The organism is Streptomyces sp. NPDC001156, from assembly GCF_053598275.1.
Map to the genome: position 1 here is coordinate 48,574 of NZ_JBSFJX010000036.1, position 19,635 is coordinate 68,208.

General features: G+C 69.5%; 37 protein-coding genes and 1 pseudogene. 6 read left to right on the plus strand and 32 right to left on the minus strand.

Going from position 1 to position 19,635, the window contains the following annotated elements; translation table 11 throughout:
• Positions 1-295: 295 nt before the first annotated feature.
• On the minus strand, positions 296-493 hold the full coding sequence (locus ACWDA7_RS19360; protein WP_450605473.1) for a DUF397 domain-containing protein: 198 nt from the start codon (positions 491-493) through the stop codon (positions 296-298).
• A 532-nt stretch (positions 494-1,025) separates the two neighbouring features.
• On the opposite strand from ACWDA7_RS19360, the gene ACWDA7_RS19365 reads away from it, so the two are divergent.
• Entirely contained in the window at positions 1,026-1,286 is a 261-nt protein-coding gene (locus tag ACWDA7_RS19365; protein WP_450605474.1) for a GntR family transcriptional regulator, read from the plus strand.
• A 74-nt stretch (positions 1,287-1,360) separates the two neighbouring features.
• Here ACWDA7_RS19365 and ACWDA7_RS19370 read toward each other — a convergent pair whose 3' ends face one another.
• The 9 genes from ACWDA7_RS19370 to ACWDA7_RS19410 all read right to left on the minus strand — a co-directional run bounded on the left by ACWDA7_RS19370 (position 1,361) and on the right by ACWDA7_RS19410 (position 5,455).
• Complete coding sequence (locus ACWDA7_RS19370) at positions 1,361-2,014, minus strand: restriction endonuclease (RefSeq protein ID WP_450605475.1); 654 nt, start codon at positions 2,012-2,014, stop codon at positions 1,361-1,363.
• Between the two features lie 722 nt (positions 2,015-2,736).
• Positions 2,737-2,991: a hypothetical protein gene (locus ACWDA7_RS19375; protein WP_450605476.1), complete on the minus strand. Its 255-nt coding sequence runs from the start codon at positions 2,989-2,991 to the stop codon at positions 2,737-2,739.
• 162 nt (positions 2,992-3,153) lie between these two features.
• A complete protein-coding gene (locus ACWDA7_RS19380; protein WP_450605477.1) occupies positions 3,154-3,333 on the minus strand; it encodes a hypothetical protein in 180 nt (59 codons plus the stop codon).
• Positions 3,334-3,395: 62 nt separating this feature from the next.
• Entirely contained in the window at positions 3,396-3,971 is a 576-nt protein-coding gene (locus ACWDA7_RS19385) for a hypothetical protein (RefSeq protein ID WP_450605478.1), read from the minus strand.
• Complete coding sequence (locus ACWDA7_RS19390) at positions 3,968-4,465, minus strand: hypothetical protein (RefSeq protein ID WP_450605479.1); 498 nt, start codon at positions 4,463-4,465, stop codon at positions 3,968-3,970. Before ACWDA7_RS19390 ends, ACWDA7_RS19385 begins: the two co-directional genes overlap by 4 nt.
• A gap of 18 nt (positions 4,466-4,483) precedes the next feature.
• The gene (locus ACWDA7_RS19395) at positions 4,484-4,630 is read right to left on the minus strand and encodes a hypothetical protein (RefSeq protein WP_450605480.1); all 147 of its coding nucleotides are present in this window, start codon (positions 4,628-4,630) and stop codon (positions 4,484-4,486) included.
• Positions 4,631-4,638: 8 nt separating this feature from the next.
• Entirely contained in the window at positions 4,639-5,025 is a 387-nt protein-coding gene (locus ACWDA7_RS19400) for a helix-turn-helix domain-containing protein (RefSeq protein ID WP_450605481.1), read from the minus strand.
• Between the two features lie 77 nt (positions 5,026-5,102).
• Positions 5,103-5,285: a hypothetical protein gene (locus ACWDA7_RS19405; protein WP_450605482.1), complete on the minus strand. Its 183-nt coding sequence runs from the start codon at positions 5,283-5,285 to the stop codon at positions 5,103-5,105.
• Positions 5,285-5,455 carry a hypothetical protein gene (locus tag ACWDA7_RS19410; RefSeq protein ID WP_450605483.1) on the minus strand — a complete coding sequence of 57 codons (171 nt, stop codon included), beginning with the start codon at positions 5,453-5,455 and terminating at the stop codon, positions 5,285-5,287. The genes ACWDA7_RS19405 and ACWDA7_RS19410 overlap by 1 nt, the downstream gene beginning before the upstream one ends.
• A gap of 195 nt (positions 5,456-5,650) precedes the next feature.
• On the opposite strand from ACWDA7_RS19410, the gene ACWDA7_RS19415 reads away from it, so the two are divergent.
• Together ACWDA7_RS19415 and ACWDA7_RS19420 are read left to right on the plus strand one after the other, a co-directional pair.
• Positions 5,651-5,959, plus strand: coding sequence for a hypothetical protein (locus ACWDA7_RS19415; RefSeq protein WP_450605484.1), 309 nt, complete (start codon positions 5,651-5,653; stop codon positions 5,957-5,959).
• Complete coding sequence (locus tag ACWDA7_RS19420; protein WP_450605485.1) at positions 5,952-6,377, plus strand: DUF6221 family protein; 426 nt, start codon at positions 5,952-5,954, stop codon at positions 6,375-6,377. Before ACWDA7_RS19415 ends, ACWDA7_RS19420 begins: the two co-directional genes overlap by 8 nt.
• A gap of 52 nt (positions 6,378-6,429) precedes the next feature.
• On the opposite strand, the gene ACWDA7_RS19425 is transcribed toward ACWDA7_RS19420, so the two are convergent.
• Both ACWDA7_RS19425 and ACWDA7_RS19430 read right to left on the minus strand, forming a co-directional pair.
• The gene (locus ACWDA7_RS19425) at positions 6,430-6,618 is read right to left on the minus strand and encodes a hypothetical protein (RefSeq protein WP_450605486.1); all 189 of its coding nucleotides are present in this window, start codon (positions 6,616-6,618) and stop codon (positions 6,430-6,432) included.
• Between the two features lie 5 nt (positions 6,619-6,623).
• Positions 6,624-6,833, minus strand: coding sequence for a hypothetical protein (locus ACWDA7_RS19430; protein ID WP_450605487.1), 210 nt, complete (start codon positions 6,831-6,833; stop codon positions 6,624-6,626).
• Between the two features lie 63 nt (positions 6,834-6,896).
• On the opposite strand from ACWDA7_RS19430, the gene ACWDA7_RS19435 reads away from it, so the two are divergent.
• The gene (locus ACWDA7_RS19435) at positions 6,897-7,346 is read left to right on the plus strand and encodes a DUF6233 domain-containing protein (RefSeq protein ID WP_450605488.1); all 450 of its coding nucleotides are present in this window, start codon (positions 6,897-6,899) and stop codon (positions 7,344-7,346) included.
• 30 nt (positions 7,347-7,376) lie between these two features.
• On the opposite strand, the gene ACWDA7_RS19440 is transcribed toward ACWDA7_RS19435, so the two are convergent.
• The 20 genes and pseudogenes from ACWDA7_RS19440 to ACWDA7_RS19535 form a co-directional block, all read right to left on the minus strand.
• Entirely contained in the window at positions 7,377-7,889 is a 513-nt protein-coding gene (locus tag ACWDA7_RS19440; RefSeq protein WP_450605489.1) for a hypothetical protein, read from the minus strand.
• 1,550 nt (positions 7,890-9,439) lie between these two features.
• Positions 9,440-9,604 (minus strand): annotated as a pseudogene (locus ACWDA7_RS19445) (single-stranded DNA-binding protein); the annotation flags it as partial.
• Between the two features lie 172 nt (positions 9,605-9,776).
• Positions 9,777-10,508: a hypothetical protein gene (locus ACWDA7_RS19450; RefSeq protein ID WP_450605490.1), complete on the minus strand. Its 732-nt coding sequence runs from the start codon at positions 10,506-10,508 to the stop codon at positions 9,777-9,779.
• A 100-nt stretch (positions 10,509-10,608) separates the two neighbouring features.
• Positions 10,609-11,205 carry a hypothetical protein gene (locus tag ACWDA7_RS19455; RefSeq protein WP_450605491.1) on the minus strand — a complete coding sequence of 199 codons (597 nt, stop codon included), beginning with the start codon at positions 11,203-11,205 and terminating at the stop codon, positions 10,609-10,611.
• Complete coding sequence (locus ACWDA7_RS19460; RefSeq protein ID WP_450605492.1) at positions 11,202-11,363, minus strand: hypothetical protein; 162 nt, start codon at positions 11,361-11,363, stop codon at positions 11,202-11,204. Before ACWDA7_RS19460 ends, ACWDA7_RS19455 begins: the two co-directional genes overlap by 4 nt.
• Before the next feature lie 51 nt (positions 11,364-11,414).
• Positions 11,415-11,648 carry a hypothetical protein gene (locus tag ACWDA7_RS19465; protein ID WP_450605493.1) on the minus strand — a complete coding sequence of 78 codons (234 nt, stop codon included), beginning with the start codon at positions 11,646-11,648 and terminating at the stop codon, positions 11,415-11,417.
• Positions 11,645-12,433: a hypothetical protein gene (locus tag ACWDA7_RS19470; RefSeq protein ID WP_450605494.1), complete on the minus strand. Its 789-nt coding sequence runs from the start codon at positions 12,431-12,433 to the stop codon at positions 11,645-11,647. Before ACWDA7_RS19470 ends, ACWDA7_RS19465 begins: the two co-directional genes overlap by 4 nt.
• Positions 12,434-12,517: 84 nt before the next feature.
• Positions 12,518-12,955, minus strand: coding sequence for a hypothetical protein (locus ACWDA7_RS19475; RefSeq protein WP_450605495.1), 438 nt, complete (start codon positions 12,953-12,955; stop codon positions 12,518-12,520).
• A complete protein-coding gene (locus ACWDA7_RS19480; RefSeq protein WP_450605496.1) occupies positions 12,955-13,200 on the minus strand; it encodes a hypothetical protein in 246 nt (81 codons plus the stop codon). Before ACWDA7_RS19480 ends, ACWDA7_RS19475 begins: the two co-directional genes overlap by 1 nt.
• Positions 13,197-13,496, minus strand: coding sequence for a WhiB family transcriptional regulator (locus ACWDA7_RS19485; protein ID WP_450605497.1), 300 nt, complete (start codon positions 13,494-13,496; stop codon positions 13,197-13,199). The genes ACWDA7_RS19480 and ACWDA7_RS19485 overlap by 4 nt, the downstream gene beginning before the upstream one ends.
• Complete coding sequence (locus ACWDA7_RS19490) at positions 13,493-13,927, minus strand: hypothetical protein (protein ID WP_450605498.1); 435 nt, start codon at positions 13,925-13,927, stop codon at positions 13,493-13,495. The genes ACWDA7_RS19485 and ACWDA7_RS19490 overlap by 4 nt, the downstream gene beginning before the upstream one ends.
• On the minus strand, positions 13,924-14,232 hold the full coding sequence (locus ACWDA7_RS19495; RefSeq protein WP_450605499.1) for a hypothetical protein: 309 nt from the start codon (positions 14,230-14,232) through the stop codon (positions 13,924-13,926). Before ACWDA7_RS19495 ends, ACWDA7_RS19490 begins: the two co-directional genes overlap by 4 nt.
• Positions 14,229-14,540 carry a hypothetical protein gene (locus ACWDA7_RS19500; RefSeq protein ID WP_450605500.1) on the minus strand — a complete coding sequence of 104 codons (312 nt, stop codon included), beginning with the start codon at positions 14,538-14,540 and terminating at the stop codon, positions 14,229-14,231. Before ACWDA7_RS19500 ends, ACWDA7_RS19495 begins: the two co-directional genes overlap by 4 nt.
• The gene (locus tag ACWDA7_RS19505; protein ID WP_450605501.1) at positions 14,540-15,457 is read right to left on the minus strand and encodes a hypothetical protein; all 918 of its coding nucleotides are present in this window, start codon (positions 15,455-15,457) and stop codon (positions 14,540-14,542) included. Before ACWDA7_RS19505 ends, ACWDA7_RS19500 begins: the two co-directional genes overlap by 1 nt.
• Complete coding sequence (locus ACWDA7_RS19510; protein WP_450605502.1) at positions 15,454-16,344, minus strand: PD-(D/E)XK nuclease-like domain-containing protein; 891 nt, start codon at positions 16,342-16,344, stop codon at positions 15,454-15,456. The genes ACWDA7_RS19505 and ACWDA7_RS19510 overlap by 4 nt, the downstream gene beginning before the upstream one ends.
• A complete protein-coding gene (locus ACWDA7_RS19515) occupies positions 16,344-16,601 on the minus strand; it encodes a hypothetical protein (RefSeq protein ID WP_450605503.1) in 258 nt (85 codons plus the stop codon). The genes ACWDA7_RS19510 and ACWDA7_RS19515 overlap by 1 nt, the downstream gene beginning before the upstream one ends.
• On the minus strand, positions 16,601-16,900 hold the full coding sequence (locus ACWDA7_RS19520; RefSeq protein WP_450605504.1) for a hypothetical protein: 300 nt from the start codon (positions 16,898-16,900) through the stop codon (positions 16,601-16,603). Before ACWDA7_RS19520 ends, ACWDA7_RS19515 begins: the two co-directional genes overlap by 1 nt.
• A 106-nt stretch (positions 16,901-17,006) precedes the next feature.
• A complete protein-coding gene (locus ACWDA7_RS19525; protein WP_450605505.1) occupies positions 17,007-17,414 on the minus strand; it encodes a hypothetical protein in 408 nt (135 codons plus the stop codon).
• Positions 17,411-17,782: a hypothetical protein gene (locus ACWDA7_RS19530; RefSeq protein ID WP_450605506.1), complete on the minus strand. Its 372-nt coding sequence runs from the start codon at positions 17,780-17,782 to the stop codon at positions 17,411-17,413. The genes ACWDA7_RS19525 and ACWDA7_RS19530 overlap by 4 nt, the downstream gene beginning before the upstream one ends.
• A 358-nt stretch (positions 17,783-18,140) precedes the next feature.
• Positions 18,141-18,434, minus strand: a complete 294-nt coding sequence (locus ACWDA7_RS19535) for a helix-turn-helix domain-containing protein (protein WP_450605507.1) — start codon at positions 18,432-18,434, stop codon at positions 18,141-18,143.
• Between the two features lie 262 nt (positions 18,435-18,696).
• On the opposite strand from ACWDA7_RS19535, the gene ACWDA7_RS19540 reads away from it, so the two are divergent.
• Positions 18,697-19,122 carry a helix-turn-helix domain-containing protein gene (locus ACWDA7_RS19540; RefSeq protein WP_450605508.1) on the plus strand — a complete coding sequence of 142 codons (426 nt, stop codon included), beginning with the start codon at positions 18,697-18,699 and terminating at the stop codon, positions 19,120-19,122.
• A 272-nt stretch (positions 19,123-19,394) separates the two neighbouring features.
• Positions 19,395-19,544, plus strand: a complete 150-nt coding sequence (locus ACWDA7_RS19545) for a hypothetical protein (protein WP_450605509.1) — start codon at positions 19,395-19,397, stop codon at positions 19,542-19,544.
• Positions 19,545-19,635 lie beyond the last annotated feature (91 nt).

A 19,635-nucleotide genomic window follows, 5' to 3' on the forward strand; every position in this document is an offset into this window, starting at 1 on the left:
GGCCGCGGCCAAGCGTCCGTGAGGCGGTCCCCCATATCTCCCGGCGGGTGAGTGCAAAAGACCGCAAACGAAAGCGCCCCCGCACGAAGCGGGGGCGCCGCGACCCTTACCCATCGCCTGGGGGACATGACGGGCAGGGCCGTTCGTTGAGGGGGGAGGTGGCCCACCCGTCCCTACCCGGTCGACGTTGAGCCCACGGTCGTCCGTCGCCGGCACCGGTCACCTACACCGAACCCTCACGCAAAGGACCCCGGCCGGGACTGATCCCGACCGGGGTCGCAGTGCAGGGCGAGGATCAGGCGTCGAACTCGCCGGCCTTCACGCCCTTGACGAACGCGTCCCACTCGGCGGGCGTGTAGAACTGTGTCCCGCCCGCACGGTCCTTGGTGTCGCGGACGGCTCGGCCCCCGTCGGGAGTCGTGGCGACCTCGACGCATGCGCCGTTGCCGCCCGAGAACGAGGACTTACGCCAGTTCAGGGTGTTGCTGTGCATCGTTGCTGTGCCTTTCAGTAGTGGCGTCGATCTTGTGGGGGGTAGGTTCGAGGGCGCGCCACGGCGGGAGGGCGCGCGCAAAGGTGCTTGTGCAGGTGGATGTCCGATCCGCCGGCGCTCGCCCCGGGGTTGGCCTCGGTGGTGTACTCCTGGCCGTCCCGGATCGGCTTGTCGCAGCGCGCGCAAATCATCGGGCACTGCTTCGAGCTGCGCGCCACGCGGCCGACCACTGCCGGCGCAGGTGCCTCGCTGCCGGGCACGCCACCGCTGTGTTCCGTCGGCAGGTGCGGCATGAGGTGCAGTGGTCCGTCAGGGCCCGGTACTCGGCTGCTGCGGGTTCGGCCGGAATGGCCGTAGGCTCTGGCATGTCGACTCCAACCAGTCGGCCAGCCCCCGGGCCCGGCAGCCGCGGGGGCTTTCTGCTGTGTGTGCAGGCTACTGCTACTTGTATCGCTCTGTCTCGATCCGTATCGATCCGGTTGCATCCGGATCCCAAGATGCCGCCTTGTGGGCATCTGCCTAGCTTCGGATCATGGCGACTGATCCTGATGCTGAGATCGACCACGAGGGCCCGGTCACCCCGTACCGGCAGCTCGCTGAGATCCTCAAGGCGCGCATCAAGCGTGGGGACTGGCAGGACGGGCGACCCATCGCCAGTGAGACCAGGTTGGTGCAGGAGTACGGGCTTGCCCGGTCCACCGTTCGGCGTGCCATCGCGGTCCTCGTTGAGGAGCGGGTGGTGTGGACAGTGCAGGGGCGTGGCACGTATGTGGGGCAGCCGCCCGAGGAGTAGTCAGGCTCAGGGCATGACAAAACGCCCTCGGCATAGCCCGCGTGGGGCCGAGCAGGGGGCGCGCGCCGTCAGGATCAGGCGGCTGGCGCGTTGACGTGATGCCACGGAGCCGGGCCGGTCTGCGACGCCCAGCCAGCGAGGGCCTGCTCGTCGTACAGGCTGATGCGCTGCGCGACGGCGTAGGCCTCGGCCTGCTGGGTGAACGTGCTCGTGGTGACCATGACGGGAATGTGGGCGTGGTGCACCGTGTAGCAGGTGCCGCCGAAGCGCTGCATCTCTGGGGAGCCGACCTTATGCGTGGGCCCGTACCGCTTGCACTGGATCACCAGGCGGCGTCCGTCCGGACTGGTGGCGGTGACATCGGCTCCGAGGTCTCCGGCTCCGCCGTTCACCTGGACGTTTGTGCAGCCGTCTCGCTGGCAGAGGTAGGCGATGGCGTGCTCGAACTCGGTGGGGCCGAGAGTGTGGTAGCGGGCGATTTCCCGTGACTGGATCTCGCGTATCTGGGCGAGGCGGGCGGCCTCGAGGCGCCGCTGCTCGGCTCTGCGTTGACGGCGCGTCACGTAGACCGCTCCGCCGGCCAACGCGACCAGGAGCAGCGGCACCCCGAGAGCCGGGCGGTGCAGGACCAGCTGTTCGAGGACGGCGAGCGGGACGAGTACGCCCCACACGATTCGGATGACGACGGACTGGCAGGACGAACCGCGTGTGGTGCGGCGTGGCGACATCGAGATCCCCCCAGGGACGTGATCTGTGGCGGAAGAGTAGCTGTACTGCGTTGGAACGGTGGACAGTTGGGGGCCTGGCTCCGGGCATGACGAAGGGCCCCCTCCCGCCGAAGGCGGGAGGGGGCGATCTCATGCGTACTCACGGCGAGGTATGACGATGCCCATCGACAGCAGACCGCCGCCACCGTTGCCCGGACCGGGATCCGGGGCGCCGTTCCGCCGGCACACGAGGGCGTCCGGGTCCCAGCTCGGCGCCTGTAGCGAGTAGCCGTCCGGGCAGTCCGGTCCGGGCGGCCCCTGCTCGCTGCGCTGGCCTGGCTCGCCCTGCGGTCCCTGCTCGCCCGGCGGCCCCTGCGGTCCCTGCGGACCTGCCGGACCTGCTGGGCCCGGCGTCCCATCGGCTCCGGGCGCCCCGTCCTGGCCCGGCACCCCGTCCCTTCCACTCGGCCCGGCGCTGCCGGACGCGCCAGGCTTCCCGGGGTCGCCTTGCTGAAGGTGAGGCCCAGCTCGGCGGCGATGACGCTGACGGTGCGCTGCGCGCGGTCGATCTCGCGGGCGATGGCGTTGCGGCCGAGGCCTGCCGCGTGCAGCTCGCGTACGCGCGCATAGTCGTCTTCGGTGATCGGGCGGCCGTACTGCCGGGGCTTGTTGGGCACGGTCACCTCCGGGCATGCAAGAGGCCCGGCCGCGGGGTGGTGCGGTCGGGCCTCGATCGGGACGGGCTACCGCGGCGGGTACTGCCCGGGCTGCTGGTAGCCGTACGGGCCGGGCGTGGGCTGGTGCGTGTAGGGCTGCGGCGGGTACGGCTGGCCGGGGATCGGCGCCGGGTAGCCGTCGGGGACGTGCGTCACGGTGACGCGCCGACGGCGCGCGGCGAGGTAGACCGGGGTCCAGAGTCCGACGGTGCAGAGGATCATCGTCCAGTGGAACGCGAGCGCTATCCATCCCATTTTGCGCCGCGTTTTGATCTTCGGCATGATGCGCCCCTCTTGGTGTGGGTGCATGGGGGCATCGTCGCACGGGACACGATGGTAAGGAAATGGTGAAGGCCCGCGTGGTGGCGGGCCTTTGAGGTTTCGAGTCCGGGCACGCCGGACGTGAGGCCAGGATGCGACATGATCACCCGGAATGCAACCGGATCAGTCGTTGTCCTCGCCGAGCGCTACCTCAACTTGCTTGATCTTCCCGCTTGTCGACAGCTCGGCCCGGACCGGATTGTCGAGCGGCACGCCCGCCTTGGTCGCGGCGTCGACGAACTGGGCAAGTTCGAAGAGCGTCATGTCTTTGTCTTCCCCGGTGAAGCGCAGCGCGGCACGCATGGACTGAGGATGACGCAGGAGGGCCCCGCCGCGCGAGGGGGGATCAGTGCGGCGGGGCCTGGTCATCGGATTCGGTAGCGACGTGAGCTCTCGCTGCCGTCCTTGACCACTACCCCGGCGAGGCCGAGGGGCTGTGTTGTTGGTGTTGGCGTTGGCTCCTGACCTGCACCAACACCGCTCTCAGGAGGAGCTGAACGGGGTAGGGGAAGGGCTGGCAGATCGTCTCTGTGTACGCCCGGTCCGTTCCCTGCGACAGTACGCACACCCGACCTGACGCGGACGCCCGCCTCGCCGAGGAGCGCGCGCACAACCTTCGTATCGCCTACGCCGAGCTCGTCGCGTAGCTCGGTGAGGAGCACGTGCCGGCCTTCTCCGGCGACGGCCCAGAGTGCGGCGGCGACGTCAGGCGCGGCCTCGGTCTGCTCGTCGGCACGGCGGCGCGCCCACCAGTCGCGGGTGCGTTGCCAGCTGATGCAGCCGAGGACTCCCACCACCACGTAAGCGACCTCGGGCAGGGCTGCGACGATCCCCCACATGGCGAGCGCGCCGACCGCGAACAGGACGATGCGGGCGGCGCGATCGGCTCGAGGGCTCGGCTCCCCCGGCTCGGCGGTCTCCTCGGCCTCGGTGCTGCTCATGCGAACGCCTGCGTGAACAGCGCTCCGAGCATGTTCGCCGAGGAGCCGAGCGGCACCGCGGCGACGCCGGCGACGCTCCCGGACAGGGCGACGGCGATCCCGCTGAAGACGCCCGCGAACAGCTTTGCGTTCGGTACGCGCGGCGCCCACTTCCACAGGGCGAACAACACCGCGGTGAGCAGGAAGACCACGACGTATCCGCCCGGGGTGAGGGCGAGTTGGTGCGCGCGGGTCACGTCTGGTGCGGTGCCGCCGACGCCCCACACGAGCGCGGTGTAGCCGCCAACGTTGGCGGCCCACAGGGCAAGCCAGGTGCCGGCGCTGAGCACGGACCAGGCGCCGAGGGAGGCGAGCGCGGCGAGCATGCCGTACAGGTGGGCGAGGACGAACGGCAGGAGCGCGGCGGGCTGCCGCTTCTCCTTGAACACCCAGCGCAGCAGGTAGACGAGGACGATCGCGACGCCGAGGGCGACGCCGCCGAGGTTGACGGCCATGTACGGCACGGTGGGGTCCTATCGGACGATGGCCACGGCGAGCGCGGCGACGGTGAGGATCAGGGCGCACGTGCCGGAGATGGCGGGCACGTCGCGGGGGACGATCAGCAGGAGCCCGGCGAGGGCGGCCAGGGCGCAGACGGCGAAAGCGGCGGCGAGGAGCATGGCGCGGCCTACTGCGCCGGGGCGATGTCGTGGCGCTCGAGGTTGGCGCGCATGGTGGCGCGGCGTGCCTCGGCCGCGGTGTGGATGGCGCGCGCCACTGGCGCGGGCAGGCGTCCCGTCCGCGGGTCGGTGAGGACGTTCAGGTCTTGGATGAGCCACGGCGGCAGCGCGTGGAGGAGCTGTGGCGCGCGGGGTGCGCCGCTGGTCGGATGGGGTGGCGCGTCCTGCGGCTCGTCGACTGGCGCGTCCGGCTCGTCGGTGGCGCGGAGGATACGCGCCACGGTGCTGTGATGGATGCCGACCTGGCGCGCGATGGCGCGGTTCGAGTGTCCGTCGTCGGCCATTTGGCGGACGGTGGCGCGTCGATCTCCTGGCGTCGTAGCGCGCTGTCCCATGGTGGCTCCAAGAGAGGGGGCCGGGCCCGCGCACGAGGGAAAGGGAAGGAGTGCGCGGGCCCGGCCAGTCGGTGGGGTTACTTGCGCCTGCGGACGCTGGCCACGACGGCGGTGGCGAGCACGGTGAGGCAGAACAGGGCAGACGCGCAGTCGGTCTGCGGGGCGTTGTCGTACGAGGCACGGTCTTGCAGCTCGCGCTGGGAGTGGCCGCGGCCATCGCCGCGGGGGCGGTGCCACTCACCGCCGAACGTGTCCGGCATCAGTGCGCCCTCGCGTCCTGCTGGTCCATGCGGCGGCGGACGTCGTCGGCGCCGGCGTAGTCGGCGGCGCAGGCCTGCACGGTGGCGGGCTCGGTGAGGACGCGGCTCGGCTGGGGTGCGAGGCTCGCGGGGCTGGGCTGGTCAGGGGGGTGCTCGGTACGCTCAGGCATTAGGGCCTGCTCCTTCGATCGCTTCGTTGACAGGTCCGCCCCCGGTCCGGAGCGCCAACTCAGCGGACCGGGGGCTGTGTTGATCACGGAAGGGCACTGGAACCCGGTCCGTTGTATGGGGACCGTACAGGGCTGTATGGTCCCCATGCAAGATGGCTGGGTCGTGCCGCTTCCCGCAGCGAGAGAGGAGCGGGTGTGGGCGACGAGATCGAGGAGGTACAGCGGGTGTCAGAGGCCCTCGAAGACGTCGACCACATCGCGGATGTCGAAGAGCGGGTGCGGGCGCGGAATCGCGTGCTGGCACTTCAGGCGCAGCGGGTGAAGGACTGGCATGCCGAGCGCCGCGATCTCGTGTTCGCCCTGCGAGAGCAGGATCCGCCGGTGACGATCCGGGCGATTGCGGCCCGGTTGGAGATGTCGGTGGGCGTCGTGCAGGACATCCTTCGAGGGCACACCGGCTCGTGGAAGAACCGGGCGAAGAAGGATGAGGCGTCGGATGGATGAGTTGGTGCGGTGGCTCGGCGTGCAGCTTGATGCGGACGAACGGATCGCGCGGGCTGCGGTCGGCGCGCCGTGGGAAGCCTCCGTTCCCAACATGATCCACCTCAGCGCAGCAGCACAGCGCGAGCGTCCAGCCCTGCGGTCCCTCCGGTACGTCGCCAGCACTGAGCGAGCCGAGTATCAGCGCCACATCGCCGCGCATGATCCAGCTCGGGTGCTGCACGAGATCGGCGCCAAGCGAAAGGTCGTCAACCTGCATCGCGCGATCCGGAGCCCTCAGCCGGATGGGATCACGAATCTGGACTGCTCCACGTGCGGCGGCGAGGAAACGCTGTCCCCGTCCTGGCCGTGCCCCACGATCCGATTGCTGGCGTCGGTGTACGCGGACCGGCCCGGCTACCGCGAGGAGTGGCGCCCGTAGTCATTTGCACGCACCCAGCCCCTACCTCGTCGAGGCGCGGGCTTCGTGCTGTCTACGGCCAGTCGGCGAGCTGCTCGCCAGTCTCAGTGTCGACGAGGATGACGTGCGCTCCGTCGCGGCCGTAGTTGCCGACCGTTGCCGCCCACTTCTTACGCGCGGTGGCCTCGCTGTCCCACCAGCCGTCCATGACGCGCTGGTCTTCCACGCTGAGGGTGACGCGGTAGCGGCCGGCATCGTCCATGTCGGTCAGCGATCCGACAGACGGGTTTCGTCAACGGGGTACGCGGCGATGTCGCCGGTGCGGCCGTCCATCAGGAAGTCCGGCTGCCAGGTGTCCGCTCCTGTCGCGTAGCGCTGCGGGATGCGCCTGTACATGCGGTACGCGGCAGCGCCGAAGCGGTTACGCGATACCTTCGCTCGCGCGCGCTCGCGGTTCGGATACGGGCGGTGAGACAACGGGGCCTCCTCTGTTCGCCCTCAGCATGGGGCAGACGCCGGGTCCGTGCCTAGACTCGCGGCATGCCCGACCTGCCGCCCGATCCGGACCGCCTGCGCGAGATCTTGCGGTGGCTGGAGGAACGGCACGCGGAGACCGAGGCGGTAGGAATCTACCTGCGGTTGCAGCGGGACGCCGTCCGCGAGGCGCTCGCACGAGCTGAGGGCGAGGAGCCCCCACGGGAGACCGAACAGCCAGCTCCCCAGCCCAAGCGGTCCGCGGCCCGGCCCGCGCAGCCGGGGCCGCTCCACACCTTCACCCAGCGCAGTGGCGGCCCGTCGACGGGCTTGACCCTGGAACGCCGGGCGCAGGCTGTCGGCGACGAGCGGGTCCTGATCCACGTGGACGACTGCCCGCACGCGGGCGCCGGGAAGCCGATCGACGCGCATGACGCGCGGGCCGCGGTGCTGGCGGGCGTGGAGGCGTGCCCGTTCTGTAGACCCGACTCCGAGCTGGGGATCGACCTGGGTTGAGGCTCTGGTAGATGCGGCCCAGAGTGATGGTCACGCGGGCGGGTGTGCCTGCGATGCAGCGCTCATGGCTCCCTTTGCGGCAGCTGTTACAGCCGATATGTCGCCGGGGTCGCTGCGCCGCAGGACGATGATCTTCAGGATGGCAATTAGGCTCGGCCCGCATAGCACCATGGCCAGCCACCACACGTCCTTCGCGACGTAGACGCCCGCCCCCAGCATGGCGACGCTCATGATCGCTCCGACGATCAGGCTGGTCACACGGAACTTGTACTGGCGGATCTCGCGCTCGGCGCGGGCCTTTCGTTCCGCGGCGTGCTTCTGCGCCTCCAACTGCTTGAGTCGTACCTGGTGTTCGCGCTCCAACTGCTTGAGTCGTACCTGGTGTTCGCGCTTCAACTGCGGCTCAAGTGCCTCGAATGCGACCTTGAGCTGCTCAGGTCCGCCGAGCGCGGCTCCCCACTTCATGGCGATTTCCAGGCCGGCGGAGACCAGTGGGTCATCGTCGCGGGGTACAGGTACCGCACTGCTGTTCTCCACACTCACTGCTGCGCCCCTCCTCCGCCGCTTCCCGTTGGTGTGTAGTCAAGTTCGGTTGTTTCTGGTGGCGGACCGAGACGCAAGAACATGCTGGCGAGGGTGTGCTCGATGGTCTCCTCGGCGGCGGGGGCCACTGCTTCGATTTCCTCGCGTCCGAGAGGCTGGTCAAACAGTGGGGCCGCACCGCCATGCACAGACCTTTTTGCGACTACGAACCCGAACGGGGTCGAGCTGTAGCTCTGAACGACGTAAATCCCGCCAACCTTACGAACGACTCTGCCCTTATAGGGCGGGCCGTCCTGGGCCTCGGCCTCCTTGCTAACTTGAGGCTGACCGTCAGCTTGTCTGCGCGCACGTCGGATGCGGCGTTGCCGTCTTGCTGCGAACCACGGAATTGCCCTCACCCCCTCGCTGTACACCCGAAACCGTATCGAGGCACAGGTGAGGAGGGGAGGGTTCCGACATGACAACCCGCCCGAAGGCGTCGGCCCGCCGACCCTGGGGCACGGGGTGGCGGGCCGTCCTCGTGGCCAGCTCGTTGGGCTGACTCGGCGTGGGGAAGCCCTCCGGGCGACTCAGTGGTGGTGCCACCAGTAGAGCGCGAGCGCTGCCACCCCGCTGAGACTCGCCTTTACACCCGTACGCATGAGCTCATCGCCGGCAGCGCTCAGCAGTCGCCGGAAGTGGTGCCGCGCCCCGCGTTCCGCGAGGTGGGTGCGTATCCGGCCGCGTGTGCGGGCGGTGCGGGCGGTCTTCGGTCTAGGTCGCTGACAGTGGCAGCGCCTAGACTTCTTGGTGCTGGAGATGTCGACCTCCTTTGGTTGACGTTTCTTACGGTGTGGGCGGCCTCCTGCGTAGGACCAGGGGGCCGCCGCCGTTTCCGGGGGAGGCCGTGGCCCTGCGTTAGGACCAGGAAGCCGCCGCCGTCTCCGGAGGCGGCCGTGGCCGCGTAGACAATTCTGACCCACCGCACTGACAACAGTGGGTCAGCGAGCGTCTCAACGCCGCTTGGTACTCGTGCCTATGACGGTGCGTCATGCCGATGTACTGGTCAGCTCCAGGCCGAGTTGGACACCGAGATCGACCCTGCGCGCCACGGTGTTGGTGTAACCCTCGGCATACGCGACGGGAGATCCCTGCACGTCAGGCCTGTTCGCATGCGTGTTTCACGTGGAGCAATGAACCTCGTCGAAGGGCGGGTCGTCGAACTTCACCGTCAGTCTTGCCGTAGCTGTTCTGCTGGTACGGAGTAAGCGTGAACTTCCCGAAGATGACGGTGTCCTTGTAGTCGACCTGCGGCATGTTCTCGATGTACATGCCCACCGTGTTGCGAACTCGCCGTCCTCGAGCAGCAGGTCCTTGTAGAAGAAGCCTGAGTGCTTGTGGTGCCCGGTTGGCTGCCCGGTTGGCACGGCGATGGCCCACACCACGCGGGACCACCTGATGAACTCGATGATGAACTCGAGGCAGTGCGGGCCGACATGACGGATCTTCTCGCCGGCCTGGACCTGCGTCGTCGGTGACGCGCAGCGGACGCAGCCCTCGGATGAGCGAATCAGGAACACGCTCTCGTCGTCCTTCCACTCGTTCGTCTGGCGGTCGAAGGTGCGGGGAGTGGACGCGACGCGGAACTTCGCGACCGCCGCACCGGACGGGGTGAAGCGCAGCTTGGCGTCATCGACAAGGTTGCCGACGATCGTGATGATGGTCTCGCCTGCCATGGAGACGACGGCCGCGACGGAGTTGAGCCAGCCGACGGCAGCGATGACAGTGACCGTCTTGGTCTCGGGTTCCATGGTCACTGCGCCGTGGTGGGCTGTTCGGTGCCTCGAGGGCGTGGCGGATCGCGTCGACTGCGGTCGTGTGCGCGGGGCTCAGCCAGCGGTCCCACGGTCAGGCTACGGCCACGGTGTCCTGCCCGGTCCAGATGTGCCCGCACTTGGTGCAGTGCGCGACGGGTTGGGCGCCGGCGCCGCCGTACATCTCGATGCGGCCTCCGCAGCCGAGGCGCGGGCAGGGTTGGGCGAGTGGGGCTTTGCCTCCGGTGATGTCGAGGGCTTGCTCGACGCGCTCGGCTGCGCCGCGGGCGACGGCGGCGATGTGGTCGAGCTGGGGCTCGGTGAGGGGCCGGAACGGTCCGGGCGCGCCCTGGACGCGGCTGAGGAGCCACAGCGCGGCGTGCGGGGCGTCCGGGCGGGTGCCGGTCCATGACCAGCGGCGGGGTTCGCTGCGGTCCTGCTTGACGAGCTGCTCGCGCCTGCGTCGGTCCTTCTCGGGGTAGCCGTCGGGCAGTAGGCCCATGACGGGGCGCTGGACGCTTCCGGCGATCTGGTCGGCGCAGTGGACGAGGGCGGCGCGGACGATGCGCATCGTCTCGTGGATGGGCAGGCGGATCGGGATCGGGCGCTCGCCGAGCTGGGACGGGTCGCGCTCGAGGGTGCGCAGGGCCAGGGCGCGGTGTCGTTCGGCCTCGAGCAGCTCGGCGTCGCGCTGCTCGAGGGCGCGGAGGTACTCCGACATGCGGCCGGCGGGGGGCCATGTCGGTGAGCTGCTCGCGCCGAGGGCGTCGGTGAGGTCGGGCCAGTGGCGGATGACGGTGGTCAGGTGGGTGGTGGCGGTGGTCATCGTCGTGGCTCCCGGGGTGCGTGGGGCGGTACGGTGATCTCCGCTTGGGGGCGTGCGCTGGAGGCCGGGCAGACAGTCGGCGCGCGCCCCTTCGTCGTGTTCAGGTGGTGGGCTGCTCGGTGCCGTTGAGTTCGGCGCTGTCGTGGGTGCGGAGGGTGGCCCACCGCAAGGCGAAGCGCCGCGCGCGGGCGATGACGGCCCGCTGCGCCTCGATCTCCCCCTCGAGGATGAGCTCCCGCTCGATGGCCTTGTTGGCGCGGTCGTTCTCCGAGCGGAGCAGGTCCCGCATGCGCTCGAGTTCGGCCTCGGCCTGCTCGGCGCGGTTCCGGGCTGCTTCCATGCCCTCATCGGCCATGTCGCAGGCGGCAATGGCCCGATGCTTGGCCCTGGTTTCCGTTTCGAGCCGCTCGAGCAGGGATTCGCAGGCTCGGTAGTTCTCGCGGACGGCGTGACTAGCACGCTCCAGCCGGTCGTATAGGGCGTCGAGGGCGTCGCTGTCGATCGTGTCGACCGTGTGGCGGTCGGCGCTGCTCGACTCCTTGTGCGGAGTGGCGCCGATCGCCTGGTCGTACCAACACGTGGACCCCTCCGGTCCCAGCTCGGGCCCGACGTGGTTGTCCGGGTGTCCGGCCGGGAGGGTGCAGCGGAGCGGTTCGCGGTCCCCGTCGGCGAGCGTGGCGGTGCAGACGTCGCTCATGCGGTGGTGTCCTTCCGGGTGCGGAAGTGGGCGAAGATGCGGGCGCGGAAGGGTCCGCGGGCCCACGAGGGGCCGATGCGGCGGCGGACGGTCGGGGCGGCGAGGGGCATGCTGGCCGTGAGGACGACGACGGCAACGAACGCGATGACGGCGATCACGTGTTGGTCCTCTCTGTGCGCGTGGGCGGCCGTAACCGGATGCCGCACCGGTCATGCGGCTGTCTGGTCTGGATGGTCGGTGATGAGGCGGAGGTGTCGGGGGTCGTCGTCCCAGCGCCACCCGTCGAGGGCGTGTTCGAGGTCGGCGCGGTGCCGGGTTTGCTCGTCGGGTGTCCATCTGGGGACGCTGGGCAGCGGTTCGGGTGGTGGCGGTTTGGGTGGCACGGCGTCGCCGAATGTGCCGGTGGGGAGGGCCTCGGCCATGAGGCGGTCGTATGCGGTCATGCGCTGTGCCTCTCGAGACGGCGTTGGCAGGCGGCATGGATGGTGCGGTCCGGGCGTCGGGGGTCGGGGACGATCGGGCGCCCGCATTCGGTGCAGCGGGTCCAGGGGTGGTCGTCGTGGGGCTCGGTTTGATCTCCGTGCGCCCCAACTACCTGAGGCTGGAAGACAGCCCCGGCCATCTCTTGGGGTAGTTCCTTGGCTTTCCCTGGGTTGTTCGGGGCGCGGTCCCCCGAACCAATCGGGGCGCGGTCCCCCGAACTCCAACGGGTCGCGGTCCCCCGAACTTCGTCGTCCGTACCGTCGGTAAGTTCCGGGCGCGGTCCCCCGAACTGGTTCGGGTCGCGGTCCCCCGAACTTTCGTCGTCGGTCTGCCACGCTGCGGGACGCTTCCCGGGCTTTCGAGCTGTCTTCTTCAGGTGGGCGTCGGCGGCTTCCCAGTCCGGTCGTGGGGACACGAGAAGGACGTACAGAGTCGGTGCGCCGCGGCGTCGCTCCCCGCGGACTCCGACGACGCCGGCGCGGATCGCGGCGTCCATGTAGCGGCGCGCGTCTTTCTCGTCGGCACAGGCGGCCTTGGCGATGTCCGGGATACGGATCGGCTTGCGGTCGGCGAAGCGGAGTTCTCCGGCGGGGTTGGCCATGGCGCGCAGGGCGTAGAGGAGCGTGGGCAGGCCGGTGCGTCGCACGGAGGTGGGCATTTGGCGTGTCCACTTCCATGCGAGGGCGTTGCCGAACGCGTTCGGTACGCCGCCGCTCGAGCGAGTGTCCTGCTCCTCGTTGGTCAACTGAGGCTCTCTCCGTGATGTCGCGGAACCGATCCGGCAGAACGGCCCGGGGCGACCGTGGCGACCGCCCCGGGCGCCGGGTGGCTAGCGGACGTACTCGGCGCGGCGACGCTGCTCGACGAGGCGCTTGTGCCCGGTGAGTTCGCCCTCGGTCGGCTTGCTCGCGGTGAAGGCGGCGAGCTGGGCGTCCGGGCGCTGTGACCCCTCGCCCACCTCGTCGAGCGTTCCGTCCATCTGCCGGCCCCGGTACATGGCGCGCTTGGCCTCGCGCAGTGCCGTGGCGTCCTCGTCGGTGCGGGCGACTTCGCAGGAGGTGACGCGGAGTTTGACCTGCGGGGGCTTGTCCTCGTCCTCGGCGTGGCCCGTGTACGACTTGGACGTCAGCTCGACGATGGCGACGACGACGCGGCCGGGCTTGTCGAACAGGCCTCGGCGCTGATCGCGGGTGAGGCTGGCCTCGATCAGGGTTGCGGCGGCGTCGAGCTTGATCTCGGGGACGTCGGCGGGTCCGAGCTTGGGCATTACAGGGTTCCTCTCATGCGGTAGGCGGCGGCCGTCTCGGCGGCCTGGATGGTGAGGGCGTCCTCGGCGCAGACCTTGTGCGCGGGCTTGCGGTGGGAGTCGCGGAGTTGGGTGGGGAATCCGCAGTAGCGGCAGGGGAGGGCGCGCTCGTAGTCCCAGTGCCGGGAGTCGGCCCAGTCGAGGAGCGTCCCCGGCACGTAAGGCCGTTCCGGCGCGGCGCGGCGCTGGCCGCGGCGGGCGGTCACCCGCTGCCCTCCGGGTCCCCGAAGAGGCGGACGCCGCGCCGCTTCAGGATCTGCCGGCGTTGGTTCTCACTCAGCCCGCCCCAGACGCCCCACTGCTGCCGGGTCTCGAGGGCCCACTGCCCGCACGGCTGCTGTACCGGGCAGCCGTGGCAGACGGCTTGAGCCGCGCCGACTCGGCCGCGGGAGTCCGAGCCGACAGGAAAGAACAGGTCGGGGTCTTCCTTGCGGCAGGCGGCGAACGTGCGCCAGTCCGCGGCGGGCTCGGTGGCGGGGACGGATCCGGTGTAGTGGCTCATCGGGCCACCGCCCCGTATCCGAGGGGGTCCTCGCCGGGAGCGAGGCCGCGGACGACGAGGACGATCTGACCGCCGGCCCGCTTCTGCCCGAGCCGCATGTCCGGGCCGAGTAGGCGCGTGTGGTCGTCGTCCTCGAGGACTCCCGCGTCAACGATCCCGTCGACCGCGGCTTTCATCGAGGGGTACCAATTCGCTGGGTCCCTGCGGCCGTTTGTCGGCGGGTGCAGGACGCCGAGGACGTGCGCGCGCTCGAACAGGGCGCCGGGGTTGGCGGCGGCGAGTGCGTCCATGAGCGCGGGGCACTCGGTGACGGCCTCGTGCGCGGCGTCGCGGATCGCCTTGGTGTACTCGGCGCGGCGCTTGTGGTGGAGGCGCTGGTTCGAGTTGAGCAGCTTCAGCCCGGCCGGAAGCGTGATGACGTACAGGTTCACTCGGCACCGCCCGCGGTCGGTGTGTTGGTGAGCGGGTGGTGTGGGGTGATGTGTCGGCAGTCCCAGCACTGGCGGCCGCCGAGGCGGAGGAAGGCGTGCATCGTGGTGCGGCGTTCGGCCGGGCACCACGCCACGTCGTTGGCCATGGCCTCTTGCGGCCGTAGCAGCGGCCGCCGCCAGCTCGTGTCAGCGGCACGGCGTGCGCGGTGCCGGCCGGACGGGTGCGGCCACGTGCGGGCGACAGCAACGAGGCCCACAGCGACCGCGGTACCGAGGCCCGTGAGGGCGGTCAGGTAGGCGCTCACAGGTCGGTTCCTTCCATCTGTGCCAGCTCGAGGCGGATGTCGACTCCCGCGTCCTCGAGGGCCTGGCGCAGCGATTCGGCGAACGTCTGCGGGTCGTTGAGGACGGTGGACGGGTGGCGGGCGGCGACGATGTGGGAGGCTGCGACGTCCTTTGCGGCAGAGCACTCGCCCGCGATGCGGCCGAGCTGGGATGCAAGCGCTCGAGCGTCCTTGCCGAACTGGTCGCGTTCGCTGCGGATCCGTTCACGGTCGGCCTTGACTGCCTCGAGGTCGCGCTCGTGGCGGCGGCGGGTGACGAATCCGAACATCACTGGGCCCCCGATCCGGGCTGGCGCGCGGCCGGCCACTGCCGGGCGCCCTCTGCGGGCGCCGGCTGCTCGGGCTGCGGCATGCTGGCGGGCGGCTGCTGCTCGTGCTGTTGTTGGATCTCGCCGACCGTGACGCGCTGCTGCGGGAACTCCTCGTCGACCGTGACCTCACCGCGGCGGATCGACTCGGAGATGATCTGGAGCTGCCCGAGATCGAGGTTCGTCCACTTGCCCGAGGGCCGGTTGCGGTTCTCCTCGAGCTGCTCGACAGTGACGCCGAGGCCCTCGAAGTGGGCGATGCAGTCCGCGGTGCGCTGCGACAGCGGCTTGTCGCCCTGCCCGTTCTCCACGGTGTTCGTGGCAATCGTCTTGGCCTGCTCCCGGAACCAGTCCGGCAGCACACTGAAGATCATTTCCCGGAGCCTGCGCGCCCAGTTGTTCGAGTTGTTCTCGTAGACGTCCCGCGGGTCCTCGAGTCGCGTACTGCCGTTGTCCTTGGACCACCGGGAGTGGGGCACGATGAACGTCGTTGATGCGCGCTCGTTGGTCTCGAGGTCCCAGGCCCACGCTTGCATCTCGGACTCGCCGGCCGCGTCGTCTCGGCGCAGCTCGTGTACGCCGTAGTGGACATTCGTCCAGCAGCGGGCCAGTTCCTTGGCGAACTGGATCGTCTCGCCGGACACATTCGAGGTGCCGCGGCGGAAGCGGAAGAACGAGCGAACGGCGAGGCTGTGCTGCGAGAACCCGGTACGCATCCTCTGGATGGCCTGCGCCTCGTTCCGGGGGAACTGGCGGGCCACGATGACCGCGGCCTGCACCTCGGCCACGGCCCGGGACTGTTCAACTGCGGTGCCCTGCCCGACGAACGAGGGGGCCGGTGCCGCGGGCGCGGCGAACTGCTCTACGGGGTAGCTCACAGGTACTCCTGGGTGTCGCGGATCTCGGCCCACGCGGGCAGGGAGAGGTGCTCGATGTCGTCGCTGTAGCCGGGCCAGTAGCCGGACTCGGTGCACTGCGCGAAGGTCTCGAGGGCCCGCCTATTGCGGGCGGCGCCGATGCGGCGCGACGTGGCGTTGACCTCGACGACGGTGATCACGTACGGGGCCGACTTCTCTTGGCAGACGAAGACGAACGCGGCGTCGTCGTCGGCGATGCCGAGGGCTCGGCACGCGGACCGGTACCAGTCGTCTTGCTGGTGGTAGCCGTACTCGTCGATGTCCTTGGCGAGCTTCTCGGGGTTGGCCGAGCGGCACGTCTTGTAGTCGGGAATGATCAGCCGCCCCGACCGCGGGTTCGGCAGCCAGTCGAGGCGGGCCCGCCGCATGACGCCCGTCTTCTCATCACGCCAGAACAGGGACCGCTCGGGGGTGCCGCGCTCGGGGTCGAACAGCAGGCTCGCGACGGGGTGACGGCGTAGAGCGTCCGCCATGTCGTGCACCTGGTCGTACTCGGCGCGCTTGAGCGGGATCGTCCCGGCGTCGCGAGCTGCGGCGACCTCGGACTTGGCTGCCTTCGTGTCCCACCGTTCGTAGTCGACGAGTTGCACCTTGGGCCCGTTGCCGAGTACGAGCCTGTGGGCGGCGTTTCCGATGTCCCACACCTTTTTGGGCGACTGCGCGTGGTCCTGCTCGTACCGGAAGATCGCGGGGCACGAGGGCGGCAGCAACTTGCGCGCGCCACTCGACGAGAGGGCGTACCGGTGCGAGTGGTACTCCTCGTTACTCATCTGGTAGATGCCCGGCTCGGTGATGGGGGCCGGGCCGGCGGCCGAGGCGGGTGCCTCGGCCTGCACGGTCGTCGTCATCACGCGGTCTGTCCCTTCGGCTTCGGCTGCCACACGCCCGCCGCGAGGGTCCACGCGTGGTAGTCCTCCAGCGGCATGCCGCCCGCGTCTGCGGAGTTGTCGTTGAGGGCAGTCGCGGCGGCGAGGGCGAGAGTCGCGTGCACCTGCGCGGCGGCGAGGAGGTTGGCGGTTTCGAGGTCGCCCTCGAGGCCGGTGTTCTTTGCCCGGGCGAGGAGCACCTCGGCTTCCTGGTAGTGGCCAGGTCCGTTCACGGGCATCAGGCGCCGTCCTCTCCGGTGGTGGGGTGGTAGATGCGGCGGCCGTTGACGTCGACGGCGGCGAGGTGGCCGTGCCGGGCGAGGCCTCGCAGGTCCTTGCGCGCGGTGTTCCGGCCGGTCGTCGGCCACGGGGATCCGGTAAGGAGCTGCTCGGCGAGCTGGGTGGTGACGGGACGGCCGTGCTGCCTTATGGTGGCGAGCAGGTAGCCGCGGCGAGTGATGGGCGGGGGAGTGGCTTCGCCGCTTGTCGCGGTGCACTTCTCCCCAGGGACCAGCAGGCTTGCGTTGCGGGGGCTCATCGGTGGCCTCGCATCCAACGGGCCAGCAGCGTCGGCGCGTCCACCGCCACGTACGCGAAGAACACGGCCCAGACGATCGCGGCCCACAGGAGCCCTTCCAGGAAGCTCACTCGGCACCGCCCGTCTGTGCGCGCTGCCCGGCGAGGAGCCACCGCAGCTTCCGCACCCGGGGCGCCACGTCGTCCTCGCAGGGGTGCGGCATCGGGTGATCCGGGCACGGCTCGCCCGTCGACAGCGCACGCCCGCAACGACCTGCGGCAGCCTCGGCCTTGTCGGTCAGCGCGTACGCGATCGGGTCCTCGTCGACCGGACGGTCCGTCACGGCGAGCTGTTGCTCCAACTCGGCGACCCGGGTCCGCAGCTGGTCCAACTCCGCGGCCGACTCGGGCGACATCAGCAGCTGCGCCGACTCGAGCGCTTCGGCGGCCTGGTCCGACAGGGCGGCGATCCGGCCCTGACTCCACGCCGCGCGGATCACGCCCGATGCGGTCCGGGCAAGAGGCGAGAGCGTCATGCCGCCACCGCCGAAGCCTCGGCCTGCGGGGTGGTGGCCTGCTCAGCCGTCAACGGCACGCCGAATCCCGTCACCTCGACAGGGACACCGCGGATCGTCCTCTTGGCGCTCAGCCAGACGTGCTCGTCGGTCGTCGCGTGCAGCTCCACATCCGACGGCGCGATCTCCAGCGCCGCGCGCCACTGCTCGAACTTCTCCGGCGAGTCGACCTGGAGGCCGAGCTGCGCTGGGATGGTCAGAAACGGGCGGTGGATCTTGAGGTACGCGGCGGGCAGGTGGCCGAACTTCTGCGTCAGAGACAGGAGCAGTGCGAGGGCGTTGCCCTGTTCGCTGATCTGCGGGTTCGGGGCGGTAATCTCGGTGCCCATCGGGGCCTCTCTTTCGTGATTGGTTGGGGCGCCGGTCGGGGGGTCGCTCGGGCCGGGAAGTCGGAGCGGCCCACTCGGCGCAGGGGCCAGCGGGATCGGGCGGCTGTGCCGCGTGAGGGCAGCGGCGTCAGGTGCGCGAGCGGGTGAGCCGCAGCGGCAGGAGCCGGCGTCGGCCCGACGGCCAGCGGGCCCGCGGTCGGCTCGTGATGGAACAGGGCGTCGATGCGCTCGAGGTCTGAGTCCGAGAACGTGACGACGCGGCCCTTCTTGGAATGCGGCAGCGACTTGATGTGCCGCCGAAGCCACGTCTCCTCGACGCGGAGGATCTCCGCGGCCTCGGGGTACGTGTGCCGCTTGGTCATGCCGGCACCGCCGCGAGGTGCTCGGGCTCGGCGGGTGCCGGGTTGGCGCGGCCGGTCGGCTCCCACAGCACGAACAGATCGACGCCGAGCCGTGCGGAAATCGCCTTGGCCTCGGCCTCGGTGGCGGTCTGCCGCTGCCCGGTGCGCAGGTGGCCAATCTTGCTGGGGTGGACGCCTGCTGCTTCGGCGAGGTCGCGGACGCTGACCTCTCGGCCGTCGCCCGTGCGGTTCATGAGCAGGCACAGCAGCTCTGAGCTGTACAGCTTCATGGGGTTCTGCTGTGGACGCACGCGTTCACCTCCGTAGACATAATGTCTATTTGCGTGGACAGATGCGACTGTACACGGAGGTAGACAGATTGTCTACGAAAAAAGACAAGGGGAGTGGACTATGCCAACCCCCCTGTAAAGGTGGAGAGTTCGTTTTTTTCGGTAGACACTCGTGCGGCGAGCGTGCGCGTGCCGGTCCGCTGGCCTGCTAGAAGTGGTATCTAGTCCCACCAGTAACGTAGACAATCGCGTGTCATATGACGCCGGGAGGCGAAAGGGCGGGATGGCCACCATGACGGAGTCGCGGACGGACTTCAGCGACTTGATCAGGCGTCGCCGCGCCGAGCTGGGAATCAGCCTGCGCGACCTCGCCGCGCGCTGCATCGACCCCGAAACGGGCGAGGGCGTCAAGCACGCATGGATCAGCAAGGTTGAGAACGCTGGATCGGTCGACGCGCCGCGGCCGGCCATTCTCCGGGCGCTGTCCGCGGGGCTCGGCATCCCGCTGCGGACCCTCCAAGAGGCTGCGGCTGCTCAGTTCTTGGATTTTGATGCGGTGTGGAGTGGCGACCAGTCGACGCGGATCCTTCTGCATCGCGTGAGTGAACTGAATCCCGAAGAGGTCGCACAGCTGACCGAGATCGCTGAGACCTTTGCCCGTAGGCGTACGCAGGGCGACGGTAAAGGGATGGACAAGTCGGAAGATTAGTTACGACTTTCTGTTACCTATTGGTCTGCTGTGGTCACGCTGTGTCTGGTGTGGCATCGTCGATGATCCGCCTGGGGGCACCTTAAAGACCAGTTCGCCCGCGTGTTCGAACTGACATGCGAATACGTTGAGGGTCACTGATTGTGGGAGGTATCGATGCACGACGACGGCGGGACGGTAGCCCCGCAGGAGCGCATCCCGGGGGAGCGTCGGCTGAAAGCCCAGAGGTCGACATCGAGTTCGTGGACCGGCTTCCCGGTGGGCGCGTCGTCATGCCTGTCGAGCAGGAGAACCGATTCGTGTGGCTCGTCGTCCACGGGCATATGAGCCCCCAGGCTCGAGAGGACATGGTCAGCGCCCTCCAGCGCATCGTGGGCAATCGCCTGTGGGAACAGAACTGGCAGCCCCCACAGGCCAGCTAGTGCCGCATCAGAGAACCTTTGCCCTGTTGTGATGTGACGCACCGTTCGGATGCTGGTCTGAACGGCTCGGTGTCTCCAGGCTGTTCGGGTG

What these genes read in the sequence shown, in the direction of transcription:
- ACWDA7_RS19360 (WP_450605473.1), bottom strand. Translation starts at nt 493, where the DNA reads ATGCACAGCAACACCCTGAACTGGCGTAAGTCCTCGTTCTCGGGCGGC.
- ACWDA7_RS19365 (WP_450605474.1), top strand. Translation starts at nt 1,026, where the DNA reads ATGGCGACTGATCCTGATGCTGAGATCGACCACGAGGGCCCGGTCACC.
- ACWDA7_RS19370 (WP_450605475.1), bottom strand. Translation starts at nt 2,014, where the DNA reads ATGTCGCCACGCCGCACCACACGCGGTTCGTCCTGCCAGTCCGTCGTC.
- ACWDA7_RS19375 (WP_450605476.1), bottom strand. Translation starts at nt 2,991, where the DNA reads ATGCCGAAGATCAAAACGCGGCGCAAAATGGGATGGATAGCGCTCGCG.
- ACWDA7_RS19380 (WP_450605477.1), bottom strand. Translation starts at nt 3,333, where the DNA reads ATGCGTGCCGCGCTGCGCTTCACCGGGGAAGACAAAGACATGACGCTC.
- ACWDA7_RS19385 (WP_450605478.1), bottom strand. Translation starts at nt 3,971, where the DNA reads ATGAGCAGCACCGAGGCCGAGGAGACCGCCGAGCCGGGGGAGCCGAGC.
- ACWDA7_RS19390 (WP_450605479.1), bottom strand. Translation starts at nt 4,465, where the DNA reads ATGGCCGTCAACCTCGGCGGCGTCGCCCTCGGCGTCGCGATCGTCCTC.
- ACWDA7_RS19395 (WP_450605480.1), bottom strand. Translation starts at nt 4,630, where the DNA reads ATGCTCCTCGCCGCCGCTTTCGCCGTCTGCGCCCTGGCCGCCCTCGCC.
- ACWDA7_RS19400 (WP_450605481.1), bottom strand. Translation starts at nt 5,025, where the DNA reads ATGGGACAGCGCGCTACGACGCCAGGAGATCGACGCGCCACCGTCCGC.
- ACWDA7_RS19405 (WP_450605482.1), bottom strand. Translation starts at nt 5,285, where the DNA reads ATGCCGGACACGTTCGGCGGTGAGTGGCACCGCCCCCGCGGCGATGGC.
- ACWDA7_RS19410 (WP_450605483.1), bottom strand. Translation starts at nt 5,455, where the DNA reads ATGCCTGAGCGTACCGAGCACCCCCCTGACCAGCCCAGCCCCGCGAGC.
- ACWDA7_RS19420 (WP_450605485.1), top strand. Translation starts at nt 5,952, where the DNA reads ATGGATGAGTTGGTGCGGTGGCTCGGCGTGCAGCTTGATGCGGACGAA.
- ACWDA7_RS19425 (WP_450605486.1), bottom strand. Translation starts at nt 6,618, where the DNA reads ATGGACGATGCCGGCCGCTACCGCGTCACCCTCAGCGTGGAAGACCAG.
- ACWDA7_RS19435 (WP_450605488.1), top strand. Translation starts at nt 6,897, where the DNA reads ATGCCCGACCTGCCGCCCGATCCGGACCGCCTGCGCGAGATCTTGCGG.
- ACWDA7_RS19450 (WP_450605490.1), bottom strand. Translation starts at nt 10,508, where the DNA reads ATGACCACCGCCACCACCCACCTGACCACCGTCATCCGCCACTGGCCC.
- ACWDA7_RS19455 (WP_450605491.1), bottom strand. Translation starts at nt 11,205, where the DNA reads ATGAGCGACGTCTGCACCGCCACGCTCGCCGACGGGGACCGCGAACCG.
- ACWDA7_RS19465 (WP_450605493.1), bottom strand. Translation starts at nt 11,648, where the DNA reads ATGACCGCATACGACCGCCTCATGGCCGAGGCCCTCCCCACCGGCACA.
- ACWDA7_RS19475 (WP_450605495.1), bottom strand. Translation starts at nt 12,955, where the DNA reads ATGCCCAAGCTCGGACCCGCCGACGTCCCCGAGATCAAGCTCGACGCC.
- ACWDA7_RS19485 (WP_450605497.1), bottom strand. Translation starts at nt 13,496, where the DNA reads ATGAGCCACTACACCGGATCCGTCCCCGCCACCGAGCCCGCCGCGGAC.
- ACWDA7_RS19500 (WP_450605500.1), bottom strand. Translation starts at nt 14,540, where the DNA reads ATGTTCGGATTCGTCACCCGCCGCCGCCACGAGCGCGACCTCGAGGCA.
- ACWDA7_RS19510 (WP_450605502.1), bottom strand. Translation starts at nt 16,344, where the DNA reads ATGACGACGACCGTGCAGGCCGAGGCACCCGCCTCGGCCGCCGGCCCG.
- ACWDA7_RS19515 (WP_450605503.1), bottom strand. Translation starts at nt 16,601, where the DNA reads ATGCCCGTGAACGGACCTGGCCACTACCAGGAAGCCGAGGTGCTCCTC.
- ACWDA7_RS19520 (WP_450605504.1), bottom strand. Translation starts at nt 16,900, where the DNA reads ATGAGCCCCCGCAACGCAAGCCTGCTGGTCCCTGGGGAGAAGTGCACC.
- ACWDA7_RS19525 (WP_450605505.1), bottom strand. Translation starts at nt 17,414, where the DNA reads ATGACGCTCTCGCCTCTTGCCCGGACCGCATCGGGCGTGATCCGCGCG.
- ACWDA7_RS19530 (WP_450605506.1), bottom strand. Translation starts at nt 17,782, where the DNA reads ATGGGCACCGAGATTACCGCCCCGAACCCGCAGATCAGCGAACAGGGC.
- ACWDA7_RS19540 (WP_450605508.1), top strand. Translation starts at nt 18,697, where the DNA reads ATGGCCACCATGACGGAGTCGCGGACGGACTTCAGCGACTTGATCAGG.
- ACWDA7_RS19545 (WP_450605509.1), top strand. Translation starts at nt 19,395, where the DNA reads ATGCCTGTCGAGCAGGAGAACCGATTCGTGTGGCTCGTCGTCCACGGG.